General features: G+C 34.2%; 18 protein-coding genes and 1 tRNA gene. 13 read left to right on the top strand and 6 right to left on the bottom strand.

The window, feature by feature from the left end:
* Positions 1-69 precede the first annotated feature (69 nt).
* From A9CBEGH2_RS11840 to A9CBEGH2_RS11850, 3 genes are all read right to left on the bottom strand, one after another.
* Complete coding sequence (locus A9CBEGH2_RS11840; protein WP_163104885.1) at positions 70-1,095, bottom strand: M42 family metallopeptidase; 1,026 nt, start codon at positions 1,093-1,095, stop codon at positions 70-72.
* Between the two features lie 11 nt (positions 1,096-1,106).
* Positions 1,107-1,622, bottom strand: coding sequence for a bifunctional pyr operon transcriptional regulator/uracil phosphoribosyltransferase PyrR (gene pyrR / locus A9CBEGH2_RS11845; protein ID WP_115715736.1), 516 nt, complete (start codon positions 1,620-1,622; stop codon positions 1,107-1,109).
* Positions 1,623-1,726: 104 nt separating this feature from the next.
* Positions 1,727-1,800: transfer RNA gene (locus A9CBEGH2_RS11850), tRNA-Trp, on the bottom strand.
* A gap of 128 nt (positions 1,801-1,928) precedes the next feature.
* On the opposite strand from A9CBEGH2_RS11850, the gene A9CBEGH2_RS11855 reads away from it, so the two are divergent.
* From A9CBEGH2_RS11855 to A9CBEGH2_RS11870, 5 genes are all read left to right on the top strand, one after another.
* Positions 1,929-2,612, top strand: a complete 684-nt coding sequence (locus A9CBEGH2_RS11855) for a YjjG family noncanonical pyrimidine nucleotidase (RefSeq protein WP_118276845.1) — start codon at positions 1,929-1,931, stop codon at positions 2,610-2,612.
* 9 nt (positions 2,613-2,621) lie between these two features.
* Positions 2,622-2,768, top strand: a complete 147-nt coding sequence (locus A9CBEGH2_RS12360; protein ID WP_164503371.1) for a hypothetical protein — start codon at positions 2,622-2,624, stop codon at positions 2,766-2,768.
* Positions 2,769-2,841: 73 nt separating this feature from the next.
* Positions 2,842-3,546: an alpha/beta fold hydrolase gene (locus A9CBEGH2_RS11860; RefSeq protein WP_115715734.1), complete on the top strand. Its 705-nt coding sequence runs from the start codon at positions 2,842-2,844 to the stop codon at positions 3,544-3,546.
* Complete coding sequence (locus A9CBEGH2_RS11865) at positions 3,543-5,099, top strand: Mur ligase family protein (RefSeq protein WP_118361455.1); 1,557 nt, start codon at positions 3,543-3,545, stop codon at positions 5,097-5,099. Before A9CBEGH2_RS11860 ends, A9CBEGH2_RS11865 begins: the two co-directional genes overlap by 4 nt.
* Before the next feature lie 49 nt (positions 5,100-5,148).
* Complete coding sequence (locus A9CBEGH2_RS11870) at positions 5,149-6,294, top strand: D-alanine--D-alanine ligase family protein (protein WP_163104887.1); 1,146 nt, start codon at positions 5,149-5,151, stop codon at positions 6,292-6,294.
* Between the two features lie 245 nt (positions 6,295-6,539).
* Here A9CBEGH2_RS11870 and A9CBEGH2_RS11875 read toward each other — a convergent pair whose 3' ends face one another.
* A complete protein-coding gene (locus tag A9CBEGH2_RS11875; protein ID WP_115715732.1) occupies positions 6,540-7,403 on the bottom strand; it encodes an AraC family transcriptional regulator in 864 nt (287 codons plus the stop codon).
* 257 nt (positions 7,404-7,660) lie between these two features.
* Here A9CBEGH2_RS11875 and gnpA (A9CBEGH2_RS11880) point away from each other — a divergent pair, with 257 nt between their 5' ends.
* The gene (gene gnpA, locus A9CBEGH2_RS11880; RefSeq protein ID WP_163104889.1) at positions 7,661-9,805 is read left to right on the top strand and encodes a 1,3-beta-galactosyl-N-acetylhexosamine phosphorylase; all 2,145 of its coding nucleotides are present in this window, start codon (positions 7,661-7,663) and stop codon (positions 9,803-9,805) included.
* A gap of 74 nt (positions 9,806-9,879) precedes the next feature.
* Here gnpA (A9CBEGH2_RS11880) and A9CBEGH2_RS11885 read toward each other — a convergent pair whose 3' ends face one another.
* On the bottom strand, positions 9,880-11,349 hold the full coding sequence (locus tag A9CBEGH2_RS11885; RefSeq protein WP_118276848.1) for an arylsulfatase: 1,470 nt from the start codon (positions 11,347-11,349) through the stop codon (positions 9,880-9,882).
* Positions 11,350-11,682: 333 nt separating this feature from the next.
* Between A9CBEGH2_RS11885 and A9CBEGH2_RS11890 the strand changes: the two genes are divergently transcribed.
* The 7 genes from A9CBEGH2_RS11890 (at position 11,683) to A9CBEGH2_RS11915 (ending at position 19,340) form a co-directional block, all read left to right on the top strand.
* Complete coding sequence (locus A9CBEGH2_RS11890; RefSeq protein ID WP_115715729.1) at positions 11,683-13,014, top strand: carbohydrate ABC transporter substrate-binding protein; 1,332 nt, start codon at positions 11,683-11,685, stop codon at positions 13,012-13,014.
* A gap of 90 nt (positions 13,015-13,104) precedes the next feature.
* Positions 13,105-13,986, top strand: a complete 882-nt coding sequence (locus A9CBEGH2_RS11895; protein WP_115715728.1) for a carbohydrate ABC transporter permease — start codon at positions 13,105-13,107, stop codon at positions 13,984-13,986.
* Positions 13,987-13,998: 12 nt separating this feature from the next.
* Positions 13,999-14,859: a carbohydrate ABC transporter permease gene (locus A9CBEGH2_RS11900; protein ID WP_115715727.1), complete on the top strand. Its 861-nt coding sequence runs from the start codon at positions 13,999-14,001 to the stop codon at positions 14,857-14,859.
* 10 nt (positions 14,860-14,869) lie between these two features.
* The gene (gnpA, locus tag A9CBEGH2_RS11905; RefSeq protein WP_115715726.1) at positions 14,870-17,050 is read left to right on the top strand and encodes a 1,3-beta-galactosyl-N-acetylhexosamine phosphorylase; all 2,181 of its coding nucleotides are present in this window, start codon (positions 14,870-14,872) and stop codon (positions 17,048-17,050) included.
* Positions 17,040-17,210: a DUF6903 family protein gene (locus A9CBEGH2_RS12365; protein WP_164503372.1), complete on the top strand. Its 171-nt coding sequence runs from the start codon at positions 17,040-17,042 to the stop codon at positions 17,208-17,210. Before gnpA (A9CBEGH2_RS11905) ends, A9CBEGH2_RS12365 begins: the two co-directional genes overlap by 11 nt.
* 15 nt (positions 17,211-17,225) lie before the next feature.
* Positions 17,226-18,317, top strand: a complete 1,092-nt coding sequence (locus A9CBEGH2_RS11910; RefSeq protein WP_118276850.1) for an ABC transporter ATP-binding protein — start codon at positions 17,226-17,228, stop codon at positions 18,315-18,317.
* A 120-nt stretch (positions 18,318-18,437) separates the two neighbouring features.
* A complete protein-coding gene (locus tag A9CBEGH2_RS11915; RefSeq protein ID WP_118276851.1) occupies positions 18,438-19,340 on the top strand; it encodes a Ppx/GppA phosphatase family protein in 903 nt (300 codons plus the stop codon).
* Between the two features lie 47 nt (positions 19,341-19,387).
* Here the strand turns inward: A9CBEGH2_RS11915 and A9CBEGH2_RS11920 are convergent, their stop codons facing one another.
* Complete coding sequence (locus A9CBEGH2_RS11920) at positions 19,388-20,077, bottom strand: response regulator transcription factor (protein WP_118276852.1); 690 nt, start codon at positions 20,075-20,077, stop codon at positions 19,388-19,390.
* Positions 20,078-20,138 lie beyond the last annotated feature (61 nt).

Here is a 20,138-nt window from a genome sequence, read left to right on the forward strand (position 1 = left end):
TTTTATTATATAACATAAATTTATTTTGGCATAGAAAAAAGCTGCCATTCTAAAAAATGACAGCAAACATTATTCACAAATATAGGCAAGAATTAATTTCATGGTTTCCATAACACCATCAATATGCGTTCTTTCCATACCATGAGAAGCATGAACCCCAGGACCAATCAAAGCACCTTTAACATCATTGCCAGCACTTCTTGCGGCACTGACATCAGAACCATACATAGGATAAATATCAACGGCAAAATTAATGTTATTTTCTTTAGCCAGTGTAATCAGATGTGTTGTAAAGTCATAATCATAAGGACCACTGGAATCTTTTGCACATATAGATACCTGCTGTTCAGTGCAGGCAAGATCTAAACCAATACATCCCATATCAACTGCCAAAAGTTCACTGATTTCAGAAGGAATATGCGCCATTCCATGACCTACCTCTTCATATGTACTCATCATAAAAATTAGATTATAAGATGGTGTAATATTTTTCTGTTTTAATTCGTACAATACACCCATTAATGCAGAAGCAGAAATCTTGTCATCTAAGAAACGAGATTTAATAAAGCCGCTTTCTGTAATTTGTACTTTTGGGTCGATTGCGACAATATCTCCATTTTGAATACCTAATTTTTCTGTATCTTCCTTTGCATATACGACTTCATCAATACGCACTTCTATATTATCGATATCACGTACTTTTGTAGAAGCATCTTTATATACATGAGTTGCAGGAGAAGTAGAAAGAATTGTACCTGTATACACATTTCCATCTCTTGTATAAATACGGCAATATTCACCATCAAGGGTAGGAATGATAGGTCCTCCTAAATTGGTAAGAGCTAATTTCCCATCACTTTTGATAGAGCGCACCATTAATCCTAATGTATCACAATGTGCACATAAACCAATCGTTTTTTCATTGCTTTTTCCATTTACATAAATCCATAAATTGCCTTTGTTGTTGCGTTTTGTTTCATATCCTAAGCGTTTTGCTTCTTCTTCTACATAAGCAATTGCTTTTTTTGTATATCCTGTAGGAGAATCAATTTGAAGAAGTTTTTTCGCAAAATCACACACATATTCTTTATTCATATTTAACACCTCTATTTACTAATATAAACACCATCGCATCCATCAATGTCATTTACTTTTACACGTATCTGTTCCTGTAAAGAACTAGGAATATTTTTACCAATATAATCTGCACGAATAGGAAGTTCACGATGTCCTCGATCAACTAATACCGCAAGCTGAATTTCTTTTGCTCTTCCATAATGCATGATCGCATCCATTGCAGCACGTACCGTTCTTCCTTTAAACAATACATCATCAACCAAAATAACCTTTTTGTTTTTTACAGGCATTTCTAGTTCAGGAATCGGATAGGCCTCTTCTCTGTCATCTCGCCAATGGGATACATCTAAAGCATAACAGGGAACATCGACATGTTCTACTCTTGCGATACTATCCGCAAGATATCCAGCCAATACAGCACCTCTTGTTTTTATTCCAACTAGAATAATATTTTCTACACCCTTATTTCTTTCAATGATTTCATGTGTAATACGTGTAAGAGAACGTTTGATAGATATAGCATCCATAATTTCCTTTGTTTCCATGTATATCCTCCTCTTGAAAACACTACCATTAGTATATCGTTTTAAGAAGAAAATCGCAATAAAAAGAAAACGCCTTTACGTAAGTAAAGACGTTATTTACTAACTGGCAGGGGTAGAGAGGATCGAACTCCCATCAGCGGTTTTGGAGACCGTTATACTACCATTGTACTATACCCCTATGCAACTTAGTGCCTTCTTATATTATCATAAACATTTCTTATTGGCAATAAAAAAATACAATTTTTTATAGAAACAGAAAGACTTCTATGTTATATTAGCTAGGGTAAAAGAGGAAGGAAACTATTTATGAAAAAATATACAACGTTATTGTTTGATGCAGATAATACATTACTGGATTTTGATGCATGTGAAAAAGAAGCTTTAAAAAAGACTTTTGAAGCTTATAACTGTCCTCTTCGTGATGATATGAAAAAACGTTATATGGAAATTAACCATGCGTTATGGAAATCGTATGAAAAAGGGGAAATAAGCAGAGAGGAAGTCATTTATACTCGCTTTGGAAAATTGTTTGAAGAATTTGGTATTCCTTTAGATGGGGTGGAATTTGAAGATACGTATCAAGATGAACTTGGAAAAAGTCATGAATTGGTGGAACATGCCATGGATGTAATTTTACAGCTGAAACAGTATCATGATTTATATATCGTAACAAATGGGGTAAGTGCGACACAGTACTCTCGTTTAAAAGATTCTGGCTTGGATCAGCATTTTAAAGATATCTTTGTATCGGAAGAAGTAGGATATCGCAAACCTATGAAAGAATATTTTTCTTATTGTTTTGATAAAATAGGGGATTTAGATAAAGAAAAAACATTGATTATTGGAGATTCTTTATCAAGTGATATCAAAGGTGGAAACAATGCTGGTATAGCGACATGCTGGTACAATCCTAAAAAACAGAAAAAAACGGATGATTATCATGTTACGCATGAGATTGAGGATTTAAGAGAATTGCTGGAGTTGGTATAGGAGGTTACTATGAGTGAAAAGAAAAAACTAGATACGAAGGCCCTTTTGGAAAGAAGCCGTAAAGCAAAAAGCAAGACACAAAGCAAGGCTTTACAGAAAACTTTAGGAAAACAAAAAAACAATGCAAAGTTTTCAAAAGTAAATTTTAATGGGTAAGATCAGGATTTTCTGATCTTTTTTTGTCTAAATATGTCTAGTGTTTCATACGATATTTTATAGGAGGAACAACATGGAACACGGATATGTACATGTAGAAAAGAAAGGACATGGACCTGCTGTTGTATTGTTACATGGGTGGGGTCAAAATCTTTATATGATGAAGTTTTTGCAGGATCATTTACAAAATCAATTTACTGTATTTAATCTTGATCTTCCAGGCTTTGGAAAAAGTGAAGAACCGCTTTATTGCTGGTCGGTTGATGAATATGCACAGTTTCTTTATTGTTTGCTGGAAGAAGAAGGTGTAAAGAATCCCATTCTTATTGCCCATTCTTTTGGCGCAAGAATTGCCATATGTTATGCAGCACGCTATCCTTGTAAAAAGCTGATTCTTACAGGAGCAGCAGGTCTTTTACCAAAAAGAGGAATGACATATTATTTAAAAGTATCTATATATAAGCTTTGTAAGAAACTATCGATCAATCTAACAATGGGAAGTGAAGATTATCAAAAGGCATCTTCTGTTATGAGAGGTGTTTTAGTAAAGGCAGTAAATGAAAATTTAGAATCTCTTTTGCCTCGAATTCGCTGTGACACATTATTAGTATGGGGAGAAAAAGATGAACAGACTCCCTTATGGATGGGGAAAAGAATGGAGCAGCTGCTTCCCCATGCATCACTTATTGTTTTCAAAAAAGAAGGACACTTTGCTTATTTTTATCAAAGCCTTCGTTTTCAAAGAATTGTTGATGCATTTTTGGAGGGAGAAGTATGAATGCCATACTGTGGATATCTTATCTTTGTTTTTTGTTAGTGCCAATCAAACATTCGCTGCATATGTTTCAACAAAATCGCTATCGATTTGATCGTTACAGTACATGGATAAAAAAGGATATAATGATCAAACAAAAAGAAATAGGAAGACAGTTTTTGTATTTGTGCGGAGTGTATTTTCTGCTTTTATATCCAGATGGGTATTTGTTAGCTACTCTTCTATTTATATATGCCTATTTGGATTTTAAAGTAGAAACTAGAAAATTATATCGCAAAGCACTTGTATATACACCAAGAGTTAAGCGAATCCTGGTAATGGAGCTTTTTCTAATAGGAGTTTTTTTTACAGGATATCTTTCTTTACCGATATTTTGGCAAATCTTTTTTATTCCTTTTGTTTATTTTTTACCTTGGATCTTTGTTTATTTTTCTTCCTGTCTTATGCAGCCAATAGAAAAAAAGATTGCCCAATATTATCAAAGACAGGCGAAATCTATGCTTTCCGCTCTTCCACATCTTTTGATTGTCGGAATTGGTGGAAGTTATGGGAAAACGAGCACCAAAAATATTTTATATCATTTAGTAAACAATACCTTTATGACTTTAAAAACACCACACTCCTATAACAATCCTATGGGAATTACAAAAACAATACGAACGATGTTGCAGCCGATTCATGAAGTGTTTTTGTGTGAGATGGGGGCAGATCATGTACATGATATTGAAGAATTAATGGAGTTTGTACAACCTTCTATGAGTATTGTAACTTCTATTGGTTCTCAGCATTTACAAACCTTTCACTCAATGGAAAATATTCAAAAAGAAAAGATGCAGATGATAGAAAAATTACCAAGAGATGGTATTGGCTTTTTAAATATAGATGAACCATGGATTGTGGACTATGCGCTTAAGAATACATGCCGTATTATTTGGTATGGTACAAATGAAAAGGCTGATTATTATTTGCATAATATCTCTTATAATAAAACACATACAAGTTTTTCTATCTGTTATCAAAATCATAATATCTTGTTTACCACTCCTTTGTTAGGAAAACATAATTTGCAAAATATTTGCGGAGCTATTGCGATTGCCCATACACTGGGCATTTCCTGGGAAATATTGCAGAAAAAAGTAGAACTTTTACCTTTTGTGGAACATCGCTTAGAGAAAAAAGTATACAAAGACTATATCCTGTTAGATGATGCATATAATTCTAATCCTATAGGGGCAAGATATGCTTTTGATGTTTTAAAACAAATGGATGGACAGCGTATTGTCATTACACCTGGATGCATTGATTTAGGGGATATGCAGGAGGAAGAAAATAGAAAACTGGGAGTCTATGTTACAGATTGTGCGGACGATATTATCCTTGTAGGAGCGAAACAGACAACATCGTATTATGAAGGAATAAAACAAACAGAATTCCCAAAAAGCCATGTGTATATCGCGAATGATTTTACGCAGGCATTAAATATCTTTAACAAGATCAAAACAAAGGGATGTATCGTTTTGTTTGAAAATGATCTTCCCGATGCCTTTCATCATTAACAACTTTTCCCTTTCTGCATACTATGAGATAGCAGAAAGGGTGGAAGGTATGAAGTTACGAGTTTTGGTCGTTTTTGGCGGAGTATCTGTTGAACATGAAGTTAGTATTATATCAGCTCTTCAGGCTATAGAAGTCTTGCAAGTTAAATATGATGTGATTCCTTTATATATTGCGAAAACTGGAGTGATGTATAGCGACCCTTCTTTTCTTGATATAGAAACATTTCAAAATATAGATGATGTACTTCAAAATAAAAAACCTGTGCATATAATAAAACATGAACAAAATGGTATGCTGGTTTATAAAAAGAAGTTTGCTTTACAAAAGATACCATTTGATATCGTTTTTCCTATCCTGCATGGAACAAATGGAGAAGATGGAAGTTTTCAGGGATTTTTAAAAACACTGGATGTTCCTTTTGCAGGGTGTGATGTTTTAGGTGGTGCATTAGGGCAGAATAAGGCAGTTATGAAAATGGTGCTGCAAGATCGAGGTCTTCCTATTGTTCCCTGGTTTTATTGGGAAGAACATCAAACAATGGAGGAAGCTTTTGTTCAGAAAGTAAAACGTTTAGGGTATCCAGTTATCATTAAACCAGCGAATCTTGGAAGCAGTGTTGGAATTCACTGGGTAGAAGATGAGGAACAACTCTTAACGGCTATGAAAGATGCATTTTTATATGATTCCCTTGTTGTGATTGAAAAGGCAATCGTGCATCTAAAAGAAATAAACTGTTCTGTATTAGGGGATAAAGCACAATGTAAAACGAGTGTTTTAGAAGAAGTCGTAAAAGAAGATGAAATTCTTTCTTTTAGGGATAAGTATGAAAGAGGAGAAAAAGGAAAGGGTATGGCATCTTTAAAGCGAAAGATTCCAGCAGATATTTCTTCCGATATGGAAGAAGAAATAAAACAGTATGCAGTAAATACATTTCATGCTTTGCAATGTGAAGGGGTATGCCGTATAGATTTTTTGATTGATTGTGATGGTTCGATTTATGTGAATGAAATTAATACCATACCTGGTTCACTTTCTTGTTACCTTTGGGAAAAAAGTGGAGTGTCTTTTTCAAAACTGTTAGATGATGTATTACAGATGGGATTAAAGAAATATCGTATATCACATAATAAAATACACAGCTGGAATACAAATTTACTTTCCATGTATGAGAAAGGGCAGGGAAAATTAAAATAAAAAAACCGTCACTTTAAGACGGTTTCAGACCGTTGACAAAGTCGCTCTTTGAGCAGACTTTGTCATTCGGTCTTTTTTTATCCCCACTTTTGTATAAAAAACAGGTGATTTTAAGCTATCATTTACCAAAAATCACCTAGTAAAAGGAATCTTTCTACCACTTTTTTTAAATTGGTTTTATATATTTTCAAAATATATAGTTTGTCAACAACCTGAAACCGTCACTTTAAGACGGTTTACATAGATTAGGACAATTGTATTTCTTTGCGATGAATATCTTTTGTTTTACGATAAGCATTTGGTGTCATACCGGTTTCTTTTTTAAAAGCCTGTGAAAAATAAGACTGAGAAGAAAAACCACTGGACTCACTAATTTGTGCAATCGAATAGTTTGTTGTTTCTAAAAGTTCTTTGGCTGCTTTGATTCTTAGATGAATCAAATAGTTGATAGGAGACATTCCTTTGTATTGTTTAAACGCATGTACCAAATAAAATTTATTCATAAATGCTTTTTCACTTAACAGTTCCAAAGTAATATCTTCCTGAAAGTGTGTGTTGATATACTGTTCCACAAATCTGCATTCTTTCGTGACTTTTTGAGCAGGGGCAACAATTAGATTAGCTTTTGTACGGCGAATCATATTAATGATTAGGACTTCTAGTAAATTCTGACAGACGCTTTCATATCCTTCATCTTGATAATTTACTTCTTGCAGCAGGGTTTTCATATAAAATAAAACTTCATGCTTGTAGTTACAATAATTATGAACACTGTAATCATCCAGTTCCTCCTGTTTTGACAGGCTTGTAAACTGCAGACCTTCAATTCCTAATACAATATATTGAAGAGGGTTTCCACCTTTACTCATTTCTGTATGCATAACATTAGGATTGACAATGATTAAATCGTCTTCTTTCACATCGAAAACATCTTCATTAACAAGAAAGCTACCATTTCCTTTTATCACATAAAAGATTTCGGTACAGTGATGTGCATGTGGTGTAGAATGCCAGTCACTTTCATAAATAGAAGAGGATATATAGAGAAGACGGAAATTTGCCTTTACAATGTTCTGTTTTTCTTTTAATTGGAATCGTTGAATTCCCATAAGATCACCTCGGATAAATTCATTATACGTGAGGAACAAAGCAATAACAAGTATTAGTTTTTTTGCGAAAGTTTAAAAGTTGACAATATTTATAAAAAAAGAGAAAAAAGCATTTGAAATGAGTGTGTATTCATCATACTTTCCTTTTGTTTTTTTAGAAATCTTGGTGATTTAATGTATAGTACAATAATTGAAAGCGTTTGACAATCTTTTTTTCTCTAACTACAATGAAGAAAAAAAAGACGAGGAGATTCTACATGAAAACAGAAAAAGGACGTGTAACCGTACCAACCGATGTGGATGTGGTACAGGATACAATAGAAATTATTCGACGATGGAAAGCAGATGCGATTCGTGATTGTGATGGTACGGATATGCCGCAGGAACTAAGAAATATGGATATCAAACAGTATGCGACATACTATACAACAAGAAAAGATAATGCCTGGGCAAAGGCACATCCAGAAGAAATTCAGCAAATGTATTTGATGAGTGAGTATTATACTGCAAAAGATACAACGTTACATATTCCTATTATGAAACATTTTTATAAGGAACAGTTAAAGCCAAATACACTCGATGATATTCACAGATGGTGGGAAGTGATTGATCGAACAGAAGATAACGTAATTTCCACCTGGGAGTATGATGCAGAAAAACAAGAAGTCATCATTAATAATACGAAACCATATCATGCCTATACCGTAAGTTTTTTGGCATTTGTTATATGGGATCCTGTACATATGTACAATGCGTTGACAAATGAATGGAAAAATGAAGAACACCAGATGACCTATGATGTGCGACAGCCGAAAACACAGGCATATGTATTAGAAAAAATGCGCAAGTTTGTGAAAGAAAGAGAAGATGTTGATGTTGTTCGCTTTACTACTTTTTTTCATCAGTTCACTTTGCAGTTTGATGAATATGCCAGAGAAAAATTTGTAGACTGGTTTGGGTACAGTGGTTCTGTTTCCCCTTATATTTTGGAGAAGTTTGAAAAAGAAGTCGGTTATCCATTTCGTCCAGAATACATAATTAATAAGGGATTCAACAATTCTACTTTCTGTGTACCAACAAAAGAATATTTGGATTTTATGGACTTTCAGCAAAGGGAAGTTTGCGCACTAGCAAAACAATTTGTGGATATTTGTCATGAAGGTGGTAAAGAAGCCATGATGTTTTTAGGAGATCACTGGATTGGAACAGAACCGTTTGGAAAATACTTTCAAAATATTGGATTGGATGCAGTTGTAGGAAGTGTGGGCAGTGGAGCTACTCTGCGTTTGATTTCAGATATTGAAGGTGTTCGCTATACAGAAGGAAGATTTCTTCCATATTTCTTCCCCGATGTTTTCCATGAAGGAGGAGATCCTTTACAGGAAGCAAAAGTAAACTGGGTAACAGCACGTCGTGCAATCTTAAGAAAGCCGCTAGATCGTATTGGGTATGGCGGATATTTAAAACTCGCAATGAAATTTCCTGCATTCATTGATTATATTGAAAAGGTTTGTGAGGAATTTAGAGAGTTATATGATCATGTGAATCAACAAAAGCCTTATACGCATTTAAATGTTGCGGTATTAAATAGCTGGGGAGAACTTCGTAGATGGGGAACGCATATGGTGGCGCATGCGATTCCATATAAACAAACATACTCTTATAATGGAGTTATCGAAGCCTTAAGTGGATTCCCATTTGATGTTCGCTTTATCAGTTTTGATGATATTCGCAACAATCCATCTGTTTTAGATGATATAGATGTAGTCATCAATGCAGGAGATGCTTATACCGCATACAGCGGTGGAAAAGAATTTGATGAAGGAATCGTTACGACACTTAGAAAATATGTAGATAATGGAGGAGGATTCATCGGTGTAGGTGAGCCTAGCGCAAATGAAAATGGCGGTAAATTCTTCACTTTATATGATGTGTTAGGAGTTGATAAAGAACTTGGTTTTACATTGTCCACAGATAAATACAATTGGGAATGTAAAGAACATTTTATTAGTGAACAGCTGACACAGGATGATTTTGGAGAGGAAGTACGTAATATTTATGCATTGCGTGATACAACTGTGATTCGTCAAAAAGATCATAATGTAAATCTTGCGGCAAATTCTTATGGAAAAGGTCATAGTGTATATATTAATGGACTTCCATTCTCTTTTGAAAATGCACGATTACTTTATAGAAGTATTTACTATGCAGCTGGAAAAGAAGCAGAAATGAAACAATGGTATAGTGAAAACTATAACGTAGAAGTGAATGTATATCCATCAACAAACAGTTACTGTGTGGTGAATAATACCTATGAACCACAAAAAACCATAATCTATACAGATAAAGATAACTTTGAAGTAGAACTAGAAGCTAGTGAAATTCGCTGGTTTACGATGTAAAAGAAAAATATACAAAAATAAAAAGAATCCCTGTTCTTTGTATGTATACAAGGAATAGGGATTCTTTTTGCTTATTAATTTTCTTTTTTGGTAAATGGATGTTCCAGCATATTTTTTGGCTGTTTTCCAGCAATAAGCTGTATTCCATCACTGTAGCCTTCTTCTCGGTTTTTTAATTCCTGAATTAAGATTTGGCGCAGCTTTTGGATACGTGTTTGATATATATCATCATGAATGGCATCATGTGTTTCTTTTGAATCTTTTTCTAAATCAAAGTATTGTTCTCTTCCTGTTTCACTATACCAGATATATTTATCCTTTTTGGTTACGATATAGTGATTGCTTAAGGAAGAATGAAAGCTATGTTCTCCATGCAGATATTCTCTTTCTACAGGTTTCTCTTGGTAAATGCTTTCTTTTAAAGAAATTCCATCTACGGTATCGGGAATTGGTATATCGCATAGATCTAGTAAAGTAGGCATTACATCTCTTAGTTCAACGATACCATCTACTTTATGAGGAAGCAGGTGTGCGACATTTTTCCCTACATGCATTAAAAAGGGAATGTGTGTACTTCCTTCATATGGGAATACTTTTCTCCATAGACTATGATCAAACAACATTTCCCCATGATCACTTACAAATAAAATAATCGTATCATCATAAGTACCATCTTCTCTTAGGGCAGATAAAATTCTTCCTAACTGATGATCAACATGAGTAATGGATGCATAATATCCAGCTTTCGCATCATGGCGCATTTGTGCATCGTTGCAGCCATAAATAGAATCACTTGTATATCCAAATTCATTTGTTTTCTCTTCATCATTCCAATCCCCTTTTGCACTTGGGGCTAAATCTTTATCTTTATACATATCATAATATGTTTGTGGGGGATCTAATGGCTGATGAGGGCGAACAAAAGAAGACATCAAAAAGAAGGGTTTGGTACGATCTCTTGTTTGTAGAAAACGAATGCTTTGCTCAGCTACCCAGTTGGTAGGATGCAATCGTTCTTCATAAATCCATGGATGGGTTACCCAGGAATTGCATTCCGCTCCGCTGGCATTGAAGTCTGCATGCATACCATAGGTATTTCGTAAATCAAACAGATAATCATCACATACATCCTGATGCATCCAATGTGGAATATCCTGACTACGATAAGCCCCAAGATAACCATCATGCAGCTTTAACCCTTGAAATCCACATAGTAAACGTGGTGGATGTACATGCATTTTTCCAATGCACTGCGTTTGATAGCCATGATTCGAAAACTCTTCTGCCATATAATGTTCATATTCCCATGGGATATTATCCTCATATCCTACACGTCCATGTGCTTCCTGGCTTCTTCCTGTTAATAAAGCAGCCCTTGCAGGAATACAGCTTGGACAAGCCGAATAAGCTTTTTCAAATAAAACACCATCATTTGCCAGAGAATCTAAATACGGTGTTTTTACATCAGGATGATTACAGATGGATAAGCAGTCACCTCGAAACTGATCACACATTAACAATAAAACATTTGCTTTTTTTTTCATAAATACACCTCTATGTTACTTTCTATGTTTATTATAATGAAATGCAAAGCAGATTTGAATATATAACAAAAAGAAAAACAATATACTGACAAAATATCAGATGTGATATAATGAGGGTGTTTCTATTATAAGAATCTTGATAAAGAATTATTTTATAGAGCAATATGTGTAAAAAATAGGTGATTATAGGGGGAATTTGTTGAGAATTATTGATTTTTTATAACAAAAAGCAATATATCTAAAAAGTATGGCAAGATATAGATTGCATAAAACGCTTACATTAAGTAGTATAAAGACAGGAAAAATAAACCAATTAAGGAGGACATGAATAATATGAAAAAATTGGTAGCTTTAACTTGTGCCGGTTTAATGGCAGCAAGTGTTGTTACTGGATGTGCTAGCAACAACAAAGAAGAAGGGGGTTCTTCAGACAAACGTGTTTTGAAAGTTGATCTTTTCTCAGGAGGAAACGGAGAACAGGTATTTAAAGATTTGGAAACTGCTTTTGAAGAAACACATAAAGATGTAGATGTACAGCTTCGTGTAGAAAAAGAATTAGATCAGGTATTAAATAAAGAAAATGCGAAAGGTGAATATTCTGATGTTGTTTACTACAACTTGGGACAGCCTTCTCAGTATACAGAAACACAGTTAAATACAAAAGAAGTAATGGATATTTCTGATGTAGTAAAAGAAATTAATATTGACCCAGCTTATGCAAACAGTTCTGTTGTTCAGTATTATGGTGATGGTAAATCTTATTTGTTGCCTTTAAAAACAACACCAGCTGGATTCTTCTATAACACAGAATTGGTTGGCCCAGGTAAAAAATACGAATTGCCAGAAACTTGGGATGATATGTGGGAATTAGGAAAACAATTAAATGAAGAAGGAAATGGTGTAAAACTATTCACTTATCCAGTAAAAGGATACTTTGACAACACATTAAATGCACTTCTTGGTCAATCTGGAGGAGAAGAATTCCTAAAGAATGTATTAACATATAAAGAAGGTGTATGGGATACAAAAGAAGGACGTCAAGTTCTTGACACAATCGCTAAACTTGTTTCATCTGAAAACTTATATCCAGATACAGTATCAAATGCTAATGCGAAAGATGGATTTACAATTAACCAGCAGGCTGTTATTGATGGAAAAGCATTGTTTATGCCAAATGGTGACTGGATTGTAAATGAAATGGAAAAAACAACTCCTGAAAAAGGATTCCATTGGGGATTAATGCCTTTACCAGCTCTTAAAGAAGGTGGAGATCGTTATGTTGCATCTATGACAGAACAGGTATGGATTCCAAAACAAGCTAAAAATGCAGATGATGCAAAAGAATTCTTAAAATTTATCTACTCTGATAAAGGTGTAGAAATCATGGCTAAATATGGTAATGTTGTTCCTACAAAAGGATTCCAGGATAAAGTAGATACAATGGAAGATGGTTATACAAAAGAATTCTTCAGTGTATATAAAGATGCTAAAACTGTAATTGGTGCATTCTCTGGATATGATACAAATACATTGGCTAACTTTGATTTGAAAGCAACAGTATTTGGACCAATTGATGAAATCGCAACAGGTAAAACAACTGTTGATGAATGGCAGAAATCACTTTCTAAAGCTTGGAAAGATTTAGCTGCAAACCCATTGAAATAAATTATTGTTCACGACTTTAAATGCAAAAATAAGATGATTAAGCGATGAGTGGCAATACTCATCGCTTTTCAAAAGAAGAGGAGGATGTATATGACAAAGAAGAAAGCAGAAAGAAGGTTTGTCTTTTGGTGTCTGGCACCAGCTGTATTGCTTGTAACATTATTTATTGCGATACCGACAATTGATGTCTTTCGAACAGCGTTTTATCAGAAAAGCAACTTTGTAAGTGAAGAAACATTTGCTGGATTGTTTAACTTTAAACTTTTATTCCAAGATCCAAGATTCATAGAATCTATGCAAAACTCAATTTTATATGTAGTGCTTATCACTATTCTTACATTAATACTGGCAGTATTGTTTGCAACTTTACTGACAAGAGAAAATTTCAAAGGTAAAAATTTCTTCCGCGTTATTTTCTATATTCCAAATATTTTGAGTATTGTTGTTATTGCAGGTATTTTCTCAGCTATTTATGCACCTAGCAATGGTATTTTAAATTCATTTTTATCTGCTATTGGTTTAGGATTTTTGCAACAGCAATGGATGGGAAACCCAGATATTATCAACTATGCAATTATTGCAGCTCTAGTATGGCAGGCAATTGGATATTACATGGTTATGTATATGGCAAGTATGTCCAGCATTCCAGAAAACCTTTATGAAGCAGCAGCACTGGAAGGCGCTGGTAAGGTTAAACAATTCTTTATGATTACACTTCCTCTTATTTGGAATAACATTCGTACAACATTAACTTTCTTTGTTATTTCTACGATTAACTTAAGTTTTATGTTTGTTCAGTTGACTTCTGAAGGTAACCTTGGAAGTGAATCAGCACTTAACTATATGTATAACAATGCTTTTGCTGGAAAATATGGATTTGGTATGGCTGTTGGAGCTTGTATCTTCCTATTCTCCTTTGCCCTTTCTGCTATTTTGAATAAAGTAACGGAAAGAGATGTTTTAGAATATTAGGAGGAAAGAACAATGAAAAAAGAGAAGTTTTCGATTTATAAAATATTTGTTTATGTTGCTCTTTTTGCTTTGGCAATTTCTATCATCGTACCGATTGTATGGGTGTTCTTTGCAAGTTTAAAAAGTCAGCTAGAATTAGTTAGTGGAAATCCTTTTGCTTTACCTGCTGACTGGCTATGGTCCAATTTTGTAGATGCTTTCCAAAAAGCAAGAATGGGAGATTATTTATTAAATACAGTTGAAGTTACTGCTATGGCACTGGTTATGTTGCTGGTAATTGCACTTCCTGCATCTTATGTGCTGGCAAGATTTAATTTTATAGGAAAGAAATTTTTAAATGCCTTATTTATGGCAGGATTGTTTGTTAATGTAAATTATATCGTTCTTCCTATCTTTTTGATGTTTTTTAAAGCAGATACATTGCTGGGATTTGATTTGTTTTTAAATAATAAATTCTTTTTAGCATTAGTATATGCCGCAACATCACTTCCATTTACAATTTATCTTTTGACAGGATATTTTAAAACACTTCCAAAAGCATATGAGGAAGCTGCACGTATTGATGGATGTGGTTACTTTAAAACAATGACAAAAATTATGATTCCAATGGCTAGACCAAGTATCATTACCGTTATCTTATTCCAGTTTCTTTCTTTCTGGAATGAATATATCATTGCATTTACATTCATGGATAAAGAAAATGCAACGCTTGCAGTTGGGGTAAAATACTTAATGGCTGATTCTAAATCACAGGCAAACTTTGGTGTTATGTATGCAGGTTTAGTAATTGTAATGTTACCAACTTTAATACTTTATATTTTAGTACAGAAAAAATTAACACAAGGTATGAGCCTTGGTGGATTAAAAGATTAGGAGAAAACTTATGGGAAAAACAACAGGACGTGTTACATTGCCTAGTGAATCCAACTTTTTAAAGGAAACACAGGAGTTATTAGACAGATGGGGAGCCGATGCCATTCGTGATAGTGATGGTACAAAATTAGATGATGATATCAAATCCTTAGATGCGAAAATTTATACAACATATTTCGTGGCTAGAGGGCACAATGAATTTGCGCAAAAGCATATGGATGAATGTCAGCAGATTTATCTGATGAGTGCCTATACACTATGTACAGGAAGTGAAGTAGAGATTGCGTTTAACGAAGAATACTTTGATCAGCAGGTAACTCCAGATTATGATCATGACCCAAAAGAGTGGTGGGAAGTGATTGATCGAACAACAGGAGAAATTGTTGATCCTAAAAACTGGGAAGTTGACAGCAAGAAAAATGTCGTAGTCGTACATGATGCAAAAGCTTTCCATGAATATACGGTATCTTTCTTAGCTTATATTTTATGGGATCCAACACAGATGTATAATCATATTACAAATGATTGGAAAGATAAACCACATGAAATTCCATTTGATGTGAGAAAACCAAACTCTCGTCAATTTGTTGTCGATTATTTAAAAGAATGGTTAGAAAAAGAAGAAAACAAACGTTGTGATGTAGTTCGTTTTACGACTTTCTTCTATCACTTTACATTGATTTTCAATAAACTGGCAAAAGAAAAATTTGTAGACTGGTGTGGATATGGAGCAAGTGTTTCAACAGAAGCGATTCTTGCATTTGAAAAGGAATATGGATATCGTTTACGTCCAGAAGTATTTGTAGATAATGGGTATTATAATTCTACTTTCTGTGTTCCTTCAAAAGAATATAAAGAATATATTGATTTCCAGCAGCGCTTTGTCAGTGAAACTGCAAAAGAGTTAGTGGATCTGGTTCATGAAGCTGGAAAAGAAGCGATGATGTTTTTAGGGGATAACTGGATTGGTACAGAACCTTATGGAAAATACTTTGAAAACATTGGCTTAGATGCAGTTGTAGGAAGTGTTGGTGGAGGAGCTACGCTTCGTTTGATTTCCGATATTCCAGGTGTGAAATATCATGAAGGACGTTTCCTTCCATATTTCTTCCCTGATACATTCTATGAAGGAAATGATCCAACCATTGAAGCAATTGATAACTGGTTAAGCGCAAGACGTGCTATCATGCGTAAACCAATTGATCGAATTGGTTATGGAGGATATCCAAGTCTAGCTTATAAATTCCCTAAATTTGTGGATTACATTGAAAAAGTTTGTGATGAATTCCGTGATATTTATGATCGTGTTCATGAGGCAAAACCATATTGCGGATTAAAAGTAGCTATCTTAAACAGCTGGGGAAAATTAAGAAGCTGGCATGCTTATATGGTAGCCCATGGATTGTATTGTAAACAGATTTATTCTTATAATGGAATGCTGGAATCTTTATCCGGTGCAAGTGTAGATGTTTCCTTTATCAGTTTTGATGATGTTTTAGAAAATGGTATACCAAGTGATATTGATGTTATTATCAATGCAGGGGATGCAATGACCGCATTCTCTGGTGGAGAAGTTTGGAAGAATGAAAAACTTGTTTCCATGTTACGTGAATGGGTGTACAATGGAGGAGGTTTTGTTGGTATCGGTGAGCCAACGGCATATGAAAATGGTGGACACTTCTTCCAGCTGGCAGATGTTCTTGGGGTAGATAAAGAATTAGGATTTACACTTCATACAGATAAATATTTTACAACACCTGTAGAAAAACATTTTATTACAGATGATGTTGTGGAAGATTTTGACTATGGAGAAGGTATGAAAAATATCTATGCTTTATATGAAGATACACAGATCATTGATTATGGCAATGGAGAAGTGCATATGGCATCACATGACTATGGAAAAGGTCGTGGGGTTTATATTGCAGGACTTCCATATAGTACACAAAATACAAGAATCTTGCTTCGTGCATTATATCATGCCGCAAATAAAGAAGAAGATTTCAAAAAATGGTATGCAGATAATTTATACTGTGAAGTACACGCTTATCCAGAAAATAACATGTATGCAATCTTAAACAATACCAATGAACCACAGGTTACTCGTATTTTTGACGGGGATGGAAACAGTGTCGAGGCAAAACTGGAACCTGGTGAAATCAGATGGATGGTGATAGAGAATGGAAAGTAATGTAATTAAGAATATCATAATGGCAATCCTGTTCTTTGTGTTTTTAGGAATGATCATTGTTGCGCAAAGAACCGTTAGTTTAACAAATCTTGGAATTGAAATTGTTGGACTTGCGGGATTGCTGACGCTGTTGTATATCTACAACAGAAAATACAAATAACAGGAGGGCTTTAAAATGGCAGAATTATCACTAAAACATATAGATAAAATTTATGACAATAATGTACAGGCAGTTTTTGATTTCAATCTGGAAATCAAAGATAAAGAATTTATTGTATTTGTTGGTCCATCTGGATGTGGAAAATCAACAACACTTCGTATGATTGCGGGATTGGAAGATATCAGTGCTGGGGAATTTTACATTGATGGAAAGCTAATGAATGATGTAGAACCTAAAGATCGTGATATCGCAATGGTATTCCAGTCTTATGCATTGTATCCTCATATGAGTGTATATGATAATATGGCATTTGGATTACAGCTGAAAAAAGTACCAAAAGATGAAATTGATAAACGTGTTCATGAAGCTGCACGCATTTTGGAAATTGAAGATTATTTAGATCGTAAACCAAAAGCATTGTCTGGTGGACAAAGACAGCGTGTTGCTTTAGGTCGTGCAATCGTTCGTAATGCGAAAGTATTCTTAATGGATGAACCTTTAAGTAACCTGGATGCAAAACTTCGTGTACAAATGCGTAGTGAAATTATTAAATTGCATGAAAGAATTGGAGCCACTTCTATTTATGTAACGCATGATCAAACAGAAGCAATGACAATGGCAGATCGTATCGTTGTTATGAAGGGTGGATATATTCAGCAGATTGGTACACCAAGAGAAATCTACAACAATCCAGCCAATATGTTTGTTGCAGGATTCTTGGGAGCACCAGCTACAAACTTCTTAAATGGTAAAATTGATCGTGGATGCTTTGTCATTAATGATCAGTGGATTGAACTTCCTGAAATGTTCCATGATGCATTAAAAGAATATGAAGGAAAAAATATTGTAATGGGTATTCGTCCAGAAGATTTACATGGAAAAGGGATCGTAGCCGATACCTACCCAACTGCACACTTTAAATATGAAGTAGAAGTAGTAGAATTGTTAGGACATGAATTTATCCTGCATGGTAAATTTGGTACACAGGATATTAAGGCAAAAGTTCCTGCACGTGTAGAAGCAAAAGCACATGAAACATTAGAACTTGCCATGGATTTAAGTAAAGTACACTTCTTTGATCCAGAAAGTGAAAATAAAATCGTTTAATCAAAAGAAAGCCAATGCGATCGCATTGGTTTTTTTGGTATCATTTTTACATGTTTTTAACAAAACTTTTTTGATTTTTCTGTATAGTATAGCTGTATAGAAAAGAAGGTTGGAAGATATATGAATTTTGGTGTTATTGATGTAGGGGCAAATAGTGTTCGTATGAATGTGTATCAATATGAAAATAAAGGGTTTGATATTTTGTTTTCCAAGAAGAAAACATTAGGTATCGTATCTTATATTAACGATGGAAAAATGTCAGAAAAGGGGATTCAGATATTATGTCGCTGTCTGCATGACTTTCAGTTAACTTTATCTCATTTGCATATTGCTTCTTTACATGTCTTTGCGACATTGCCTTTACGAAATATTAAGAATACTACTGTGGTATTACAAAAAATATTTGAACGAACAGGTATTCGTGTCCATGTGTTGTCGGGAGAAGACGAGGGACGATTAAGTTTTGAAGGTGCATCTATTTATTCAAAACTGCAAAAAGGACTTTTTTTGGATGTTGGTGGAGGAAGTACAGAAATCGTTTCTTTTCAAGACTGTCAAATGCATAATGTATATAGTATTTCCAGTGGTTCTTTAAGTTTGTTTCGTACATATGTAAGTGAAATTTTACCAAATGAAAAACAACAAAAAGAAATTATAGAAGCTATGCTTAGGGAATTAAGGGAAAAAGATCCAAACAAAGAATACGCATCAGAAACAATGCTGGCAGCTGGAGGAAGTGCACGTGCATGTGCAGCGCTGTTAAAGGATTTGCATATGATTGAAAGTACAAAGGAAGAGATTCCCTGTGAAAAACTGCAGGAATTGATTACTTACTTAAACAGGGAAGATGCGATTCGTATCATTTTACGATGTGAACCGGAACGTATTCATACGTTTTTTCCAGGACTTTTAATTTTATATAGTACAGCGAACTATTATGGATGTAAAAAGATGCAAATTAGTAAATATGGAGTTCGTGAGGGGTATGTATTGAAGAAAATTCTTCCGAATGCTCGCTTTTGATTATATTACTAACGTAAAAAAACCTCGTCGTTGAGGTTTTTTTTAATCTACTTTTTCTTTTCAAGAATATAGCCAATACCACGTCTGGAACCAATTGTCGCATTCGCACAGTTGTTTTTTAGTTTTGTGCGAAGATTGTGTGTATGAACATCTACAATACGAGACTGTTTTGGATATTCATCTTTCCATAAGGATTCCTGAATGTATTCTCTGGATAAAACTCTGTTTCGGTTTTTTAAAAAGAAGTTTAAAAGTTCAAATTCTTTTTTTGTCAGTAAGAGTGGTTTGGAATTGATTTTTACAGTTCGAGTTTTTTCATCTATATAAATATTTAGAAATACTTGGGAGTCTTTTGTGCTAACAGGGTCTTGTTGCTTTTCAATGCGTTTCATCTGATTTCGAATACGAAGGGTTAGTTCTTTGGGGTGGTAGGGTTTTTCTATATAATCATCTGCACCGGCAGAAAATGCTTCTAGTTTTGCACATTCATCACTTACATAGGATAATACAAAAAACAAACAGGTTTCACTTATTTTTTTAAAGGGGAGAAGTGTTTCTTTTTTTTGTAGATTTTGATCAGTTATATCCAATACAAAAGTAGAACTCTGTATGTTGTCTGCATGGGATAGAAATTCAGAAAGAGAACATAGTTCTGGTTCCATTCCTCCTTTTATCAAGTCATAACAAACCCCTTTTGACTGATGCAGGTCATCAGCAACGATTATGATTTTATTCATAAACAAAAGCCCCTTTCTTATACTCTTATTAAACTATGTATTTAAAAATAGAAAGTTAATA

Source organism: Amedibacterium intestinale, assembly GCF_010537335.1.
Classification (GTDB): domain Bacteria; phylum Bacillota_I; class Bacilli_A; order Erysipelotrichales; family Erysipelotrichaceae; genus Amedibacterium; species Amedibacterium intestinale.

Bases quoted from the DNA above. Each gene is read 5' to 3' on its own strand.
- A9CBEGH2_RS11840 (WP_163104885.1), bottom strand. From the start codon at position 1,095: ATGAATAAAGAATATGTGTGTGATTTTGCGAAAAAACTTCTTCAAATT.
- pyrR (WP_115715736.1), bottom strand. From the start codon at position 1,622: ATGGAAACAAAGGAAATTATGGATGCTATATCTATCAAACGTTCTCTT.
- A9CBEGH2_RS11855 (WP_118276845.1), top strand. From the start codon at position 1,929: ATGAAAAAATATACAACGTTATTGTTTGATGCAGATAATACATTACTG.
- A9CBEGH2_RS12360 (WP_164503371.1), top strand. From the start codon at position 2,622: ATGAGTGAAAAGAAAAAACTAGATACGAAGGCCCTTTTGGAAAGAAGC.
- A9CBEGH2_RS11860 (WP_115715734.1), top strand. From the start codon at position 2,842: ATGGAACACGGATATGTACATGTAGAAAAGAAAGGACATGGACCTGCT.
- A9CBEGH2_RS11865 (WP_118361455.1), top strand. From the start codon at position 3,543: ATGAATGCCATACTGTGGATATCTTATCTTTGTTTTTTGTTAGTGCCA.
- A9CBEGH2_RS11870 (WP_163104887.1), top strand. From the start codon at position 5,149: ATGAAGTTACGAGTTTTGGTCGTTTTTGGCGGAGTATCTGTTGAACAT.
- A9CBEGH2_RS11875 (WP_115715732.1), bottom strand. From the start codon at position 7,403: ATGGGAATTCAACGATTCCAATTAAAAGAAAAACAGAACATTGTAAAG.
- gnpA (WP_163104889.1), top strand. From the start codon at position 7,661: ATGAAAACAGAAAAAGGACGTGTAACCGTACCAACCGATGTGGATGTG.
- A9CBEGH2_RS11885 (WP_118276848.1), bottom strand. From the start codon at position 11,349: ATGAAAAAAAAAGCAAATGTTTTATTGTTAATGTGTGATCAGTTTCGA.
- A9CBEGH2_RS11890 (WP_115715729.1), top strand. From the start codon at position 11,683: ATGAAAAAATTGGTAGCTTTAACTTGTGCCGGTTTAATGGCAGCAAGT.
- A9CBEGH2_RS11895 (WP_115715728.1), top strand. From the start codon at position 13,105: ATGACAAAGAAGAAAGCAGAAAGAAGGTTTGTCTTTTGGTGTCTGGCA.
- A9CBEGH2_RS11900 (WP_115715727.1), top strand. From the start codon at position 13,999: ATGAAAAAAGAGAAGTTTTCGATTTATAAAATATTTGTTTATGTTGCT.
- gnpA (WP_115715726.1), top strand. From the start codon at position 14,870: ATGGGAAAAACAACAGGACGTGTTACATTGCCTAGTGAATCCAACTTT.
- A9CBEGH2_RS12365 (WP_164503372.1), top strand. From the start codon at position 17,040: ATGGAAAGTAATGTAATTAAGAATATCATAATGGCAATCCTGTTCTTT.
- A9CBEGH2_RS11910 (WP_118276850.1), top strand. From the start codon at position 17,226: ATGGCAGAATTATCACTAAAACATATAGATAAAATTTATGACAATAAT.
- A9CBEGH2_RS11915 (WP_118276851.1), top strand. From the start codon at position 18,438: ATGAATTTTGGTGTTATTGATGTAGGGGCAAATAGTGTTCGTATGAAT.
- A9CBEGH2_RS11920 (WP_118276852.1), bottom strand. From the start codon at position 20,077: ATGAATAAAATCATAATCGTTGCTGATGACCTGCATCAGTCAAAAGGG.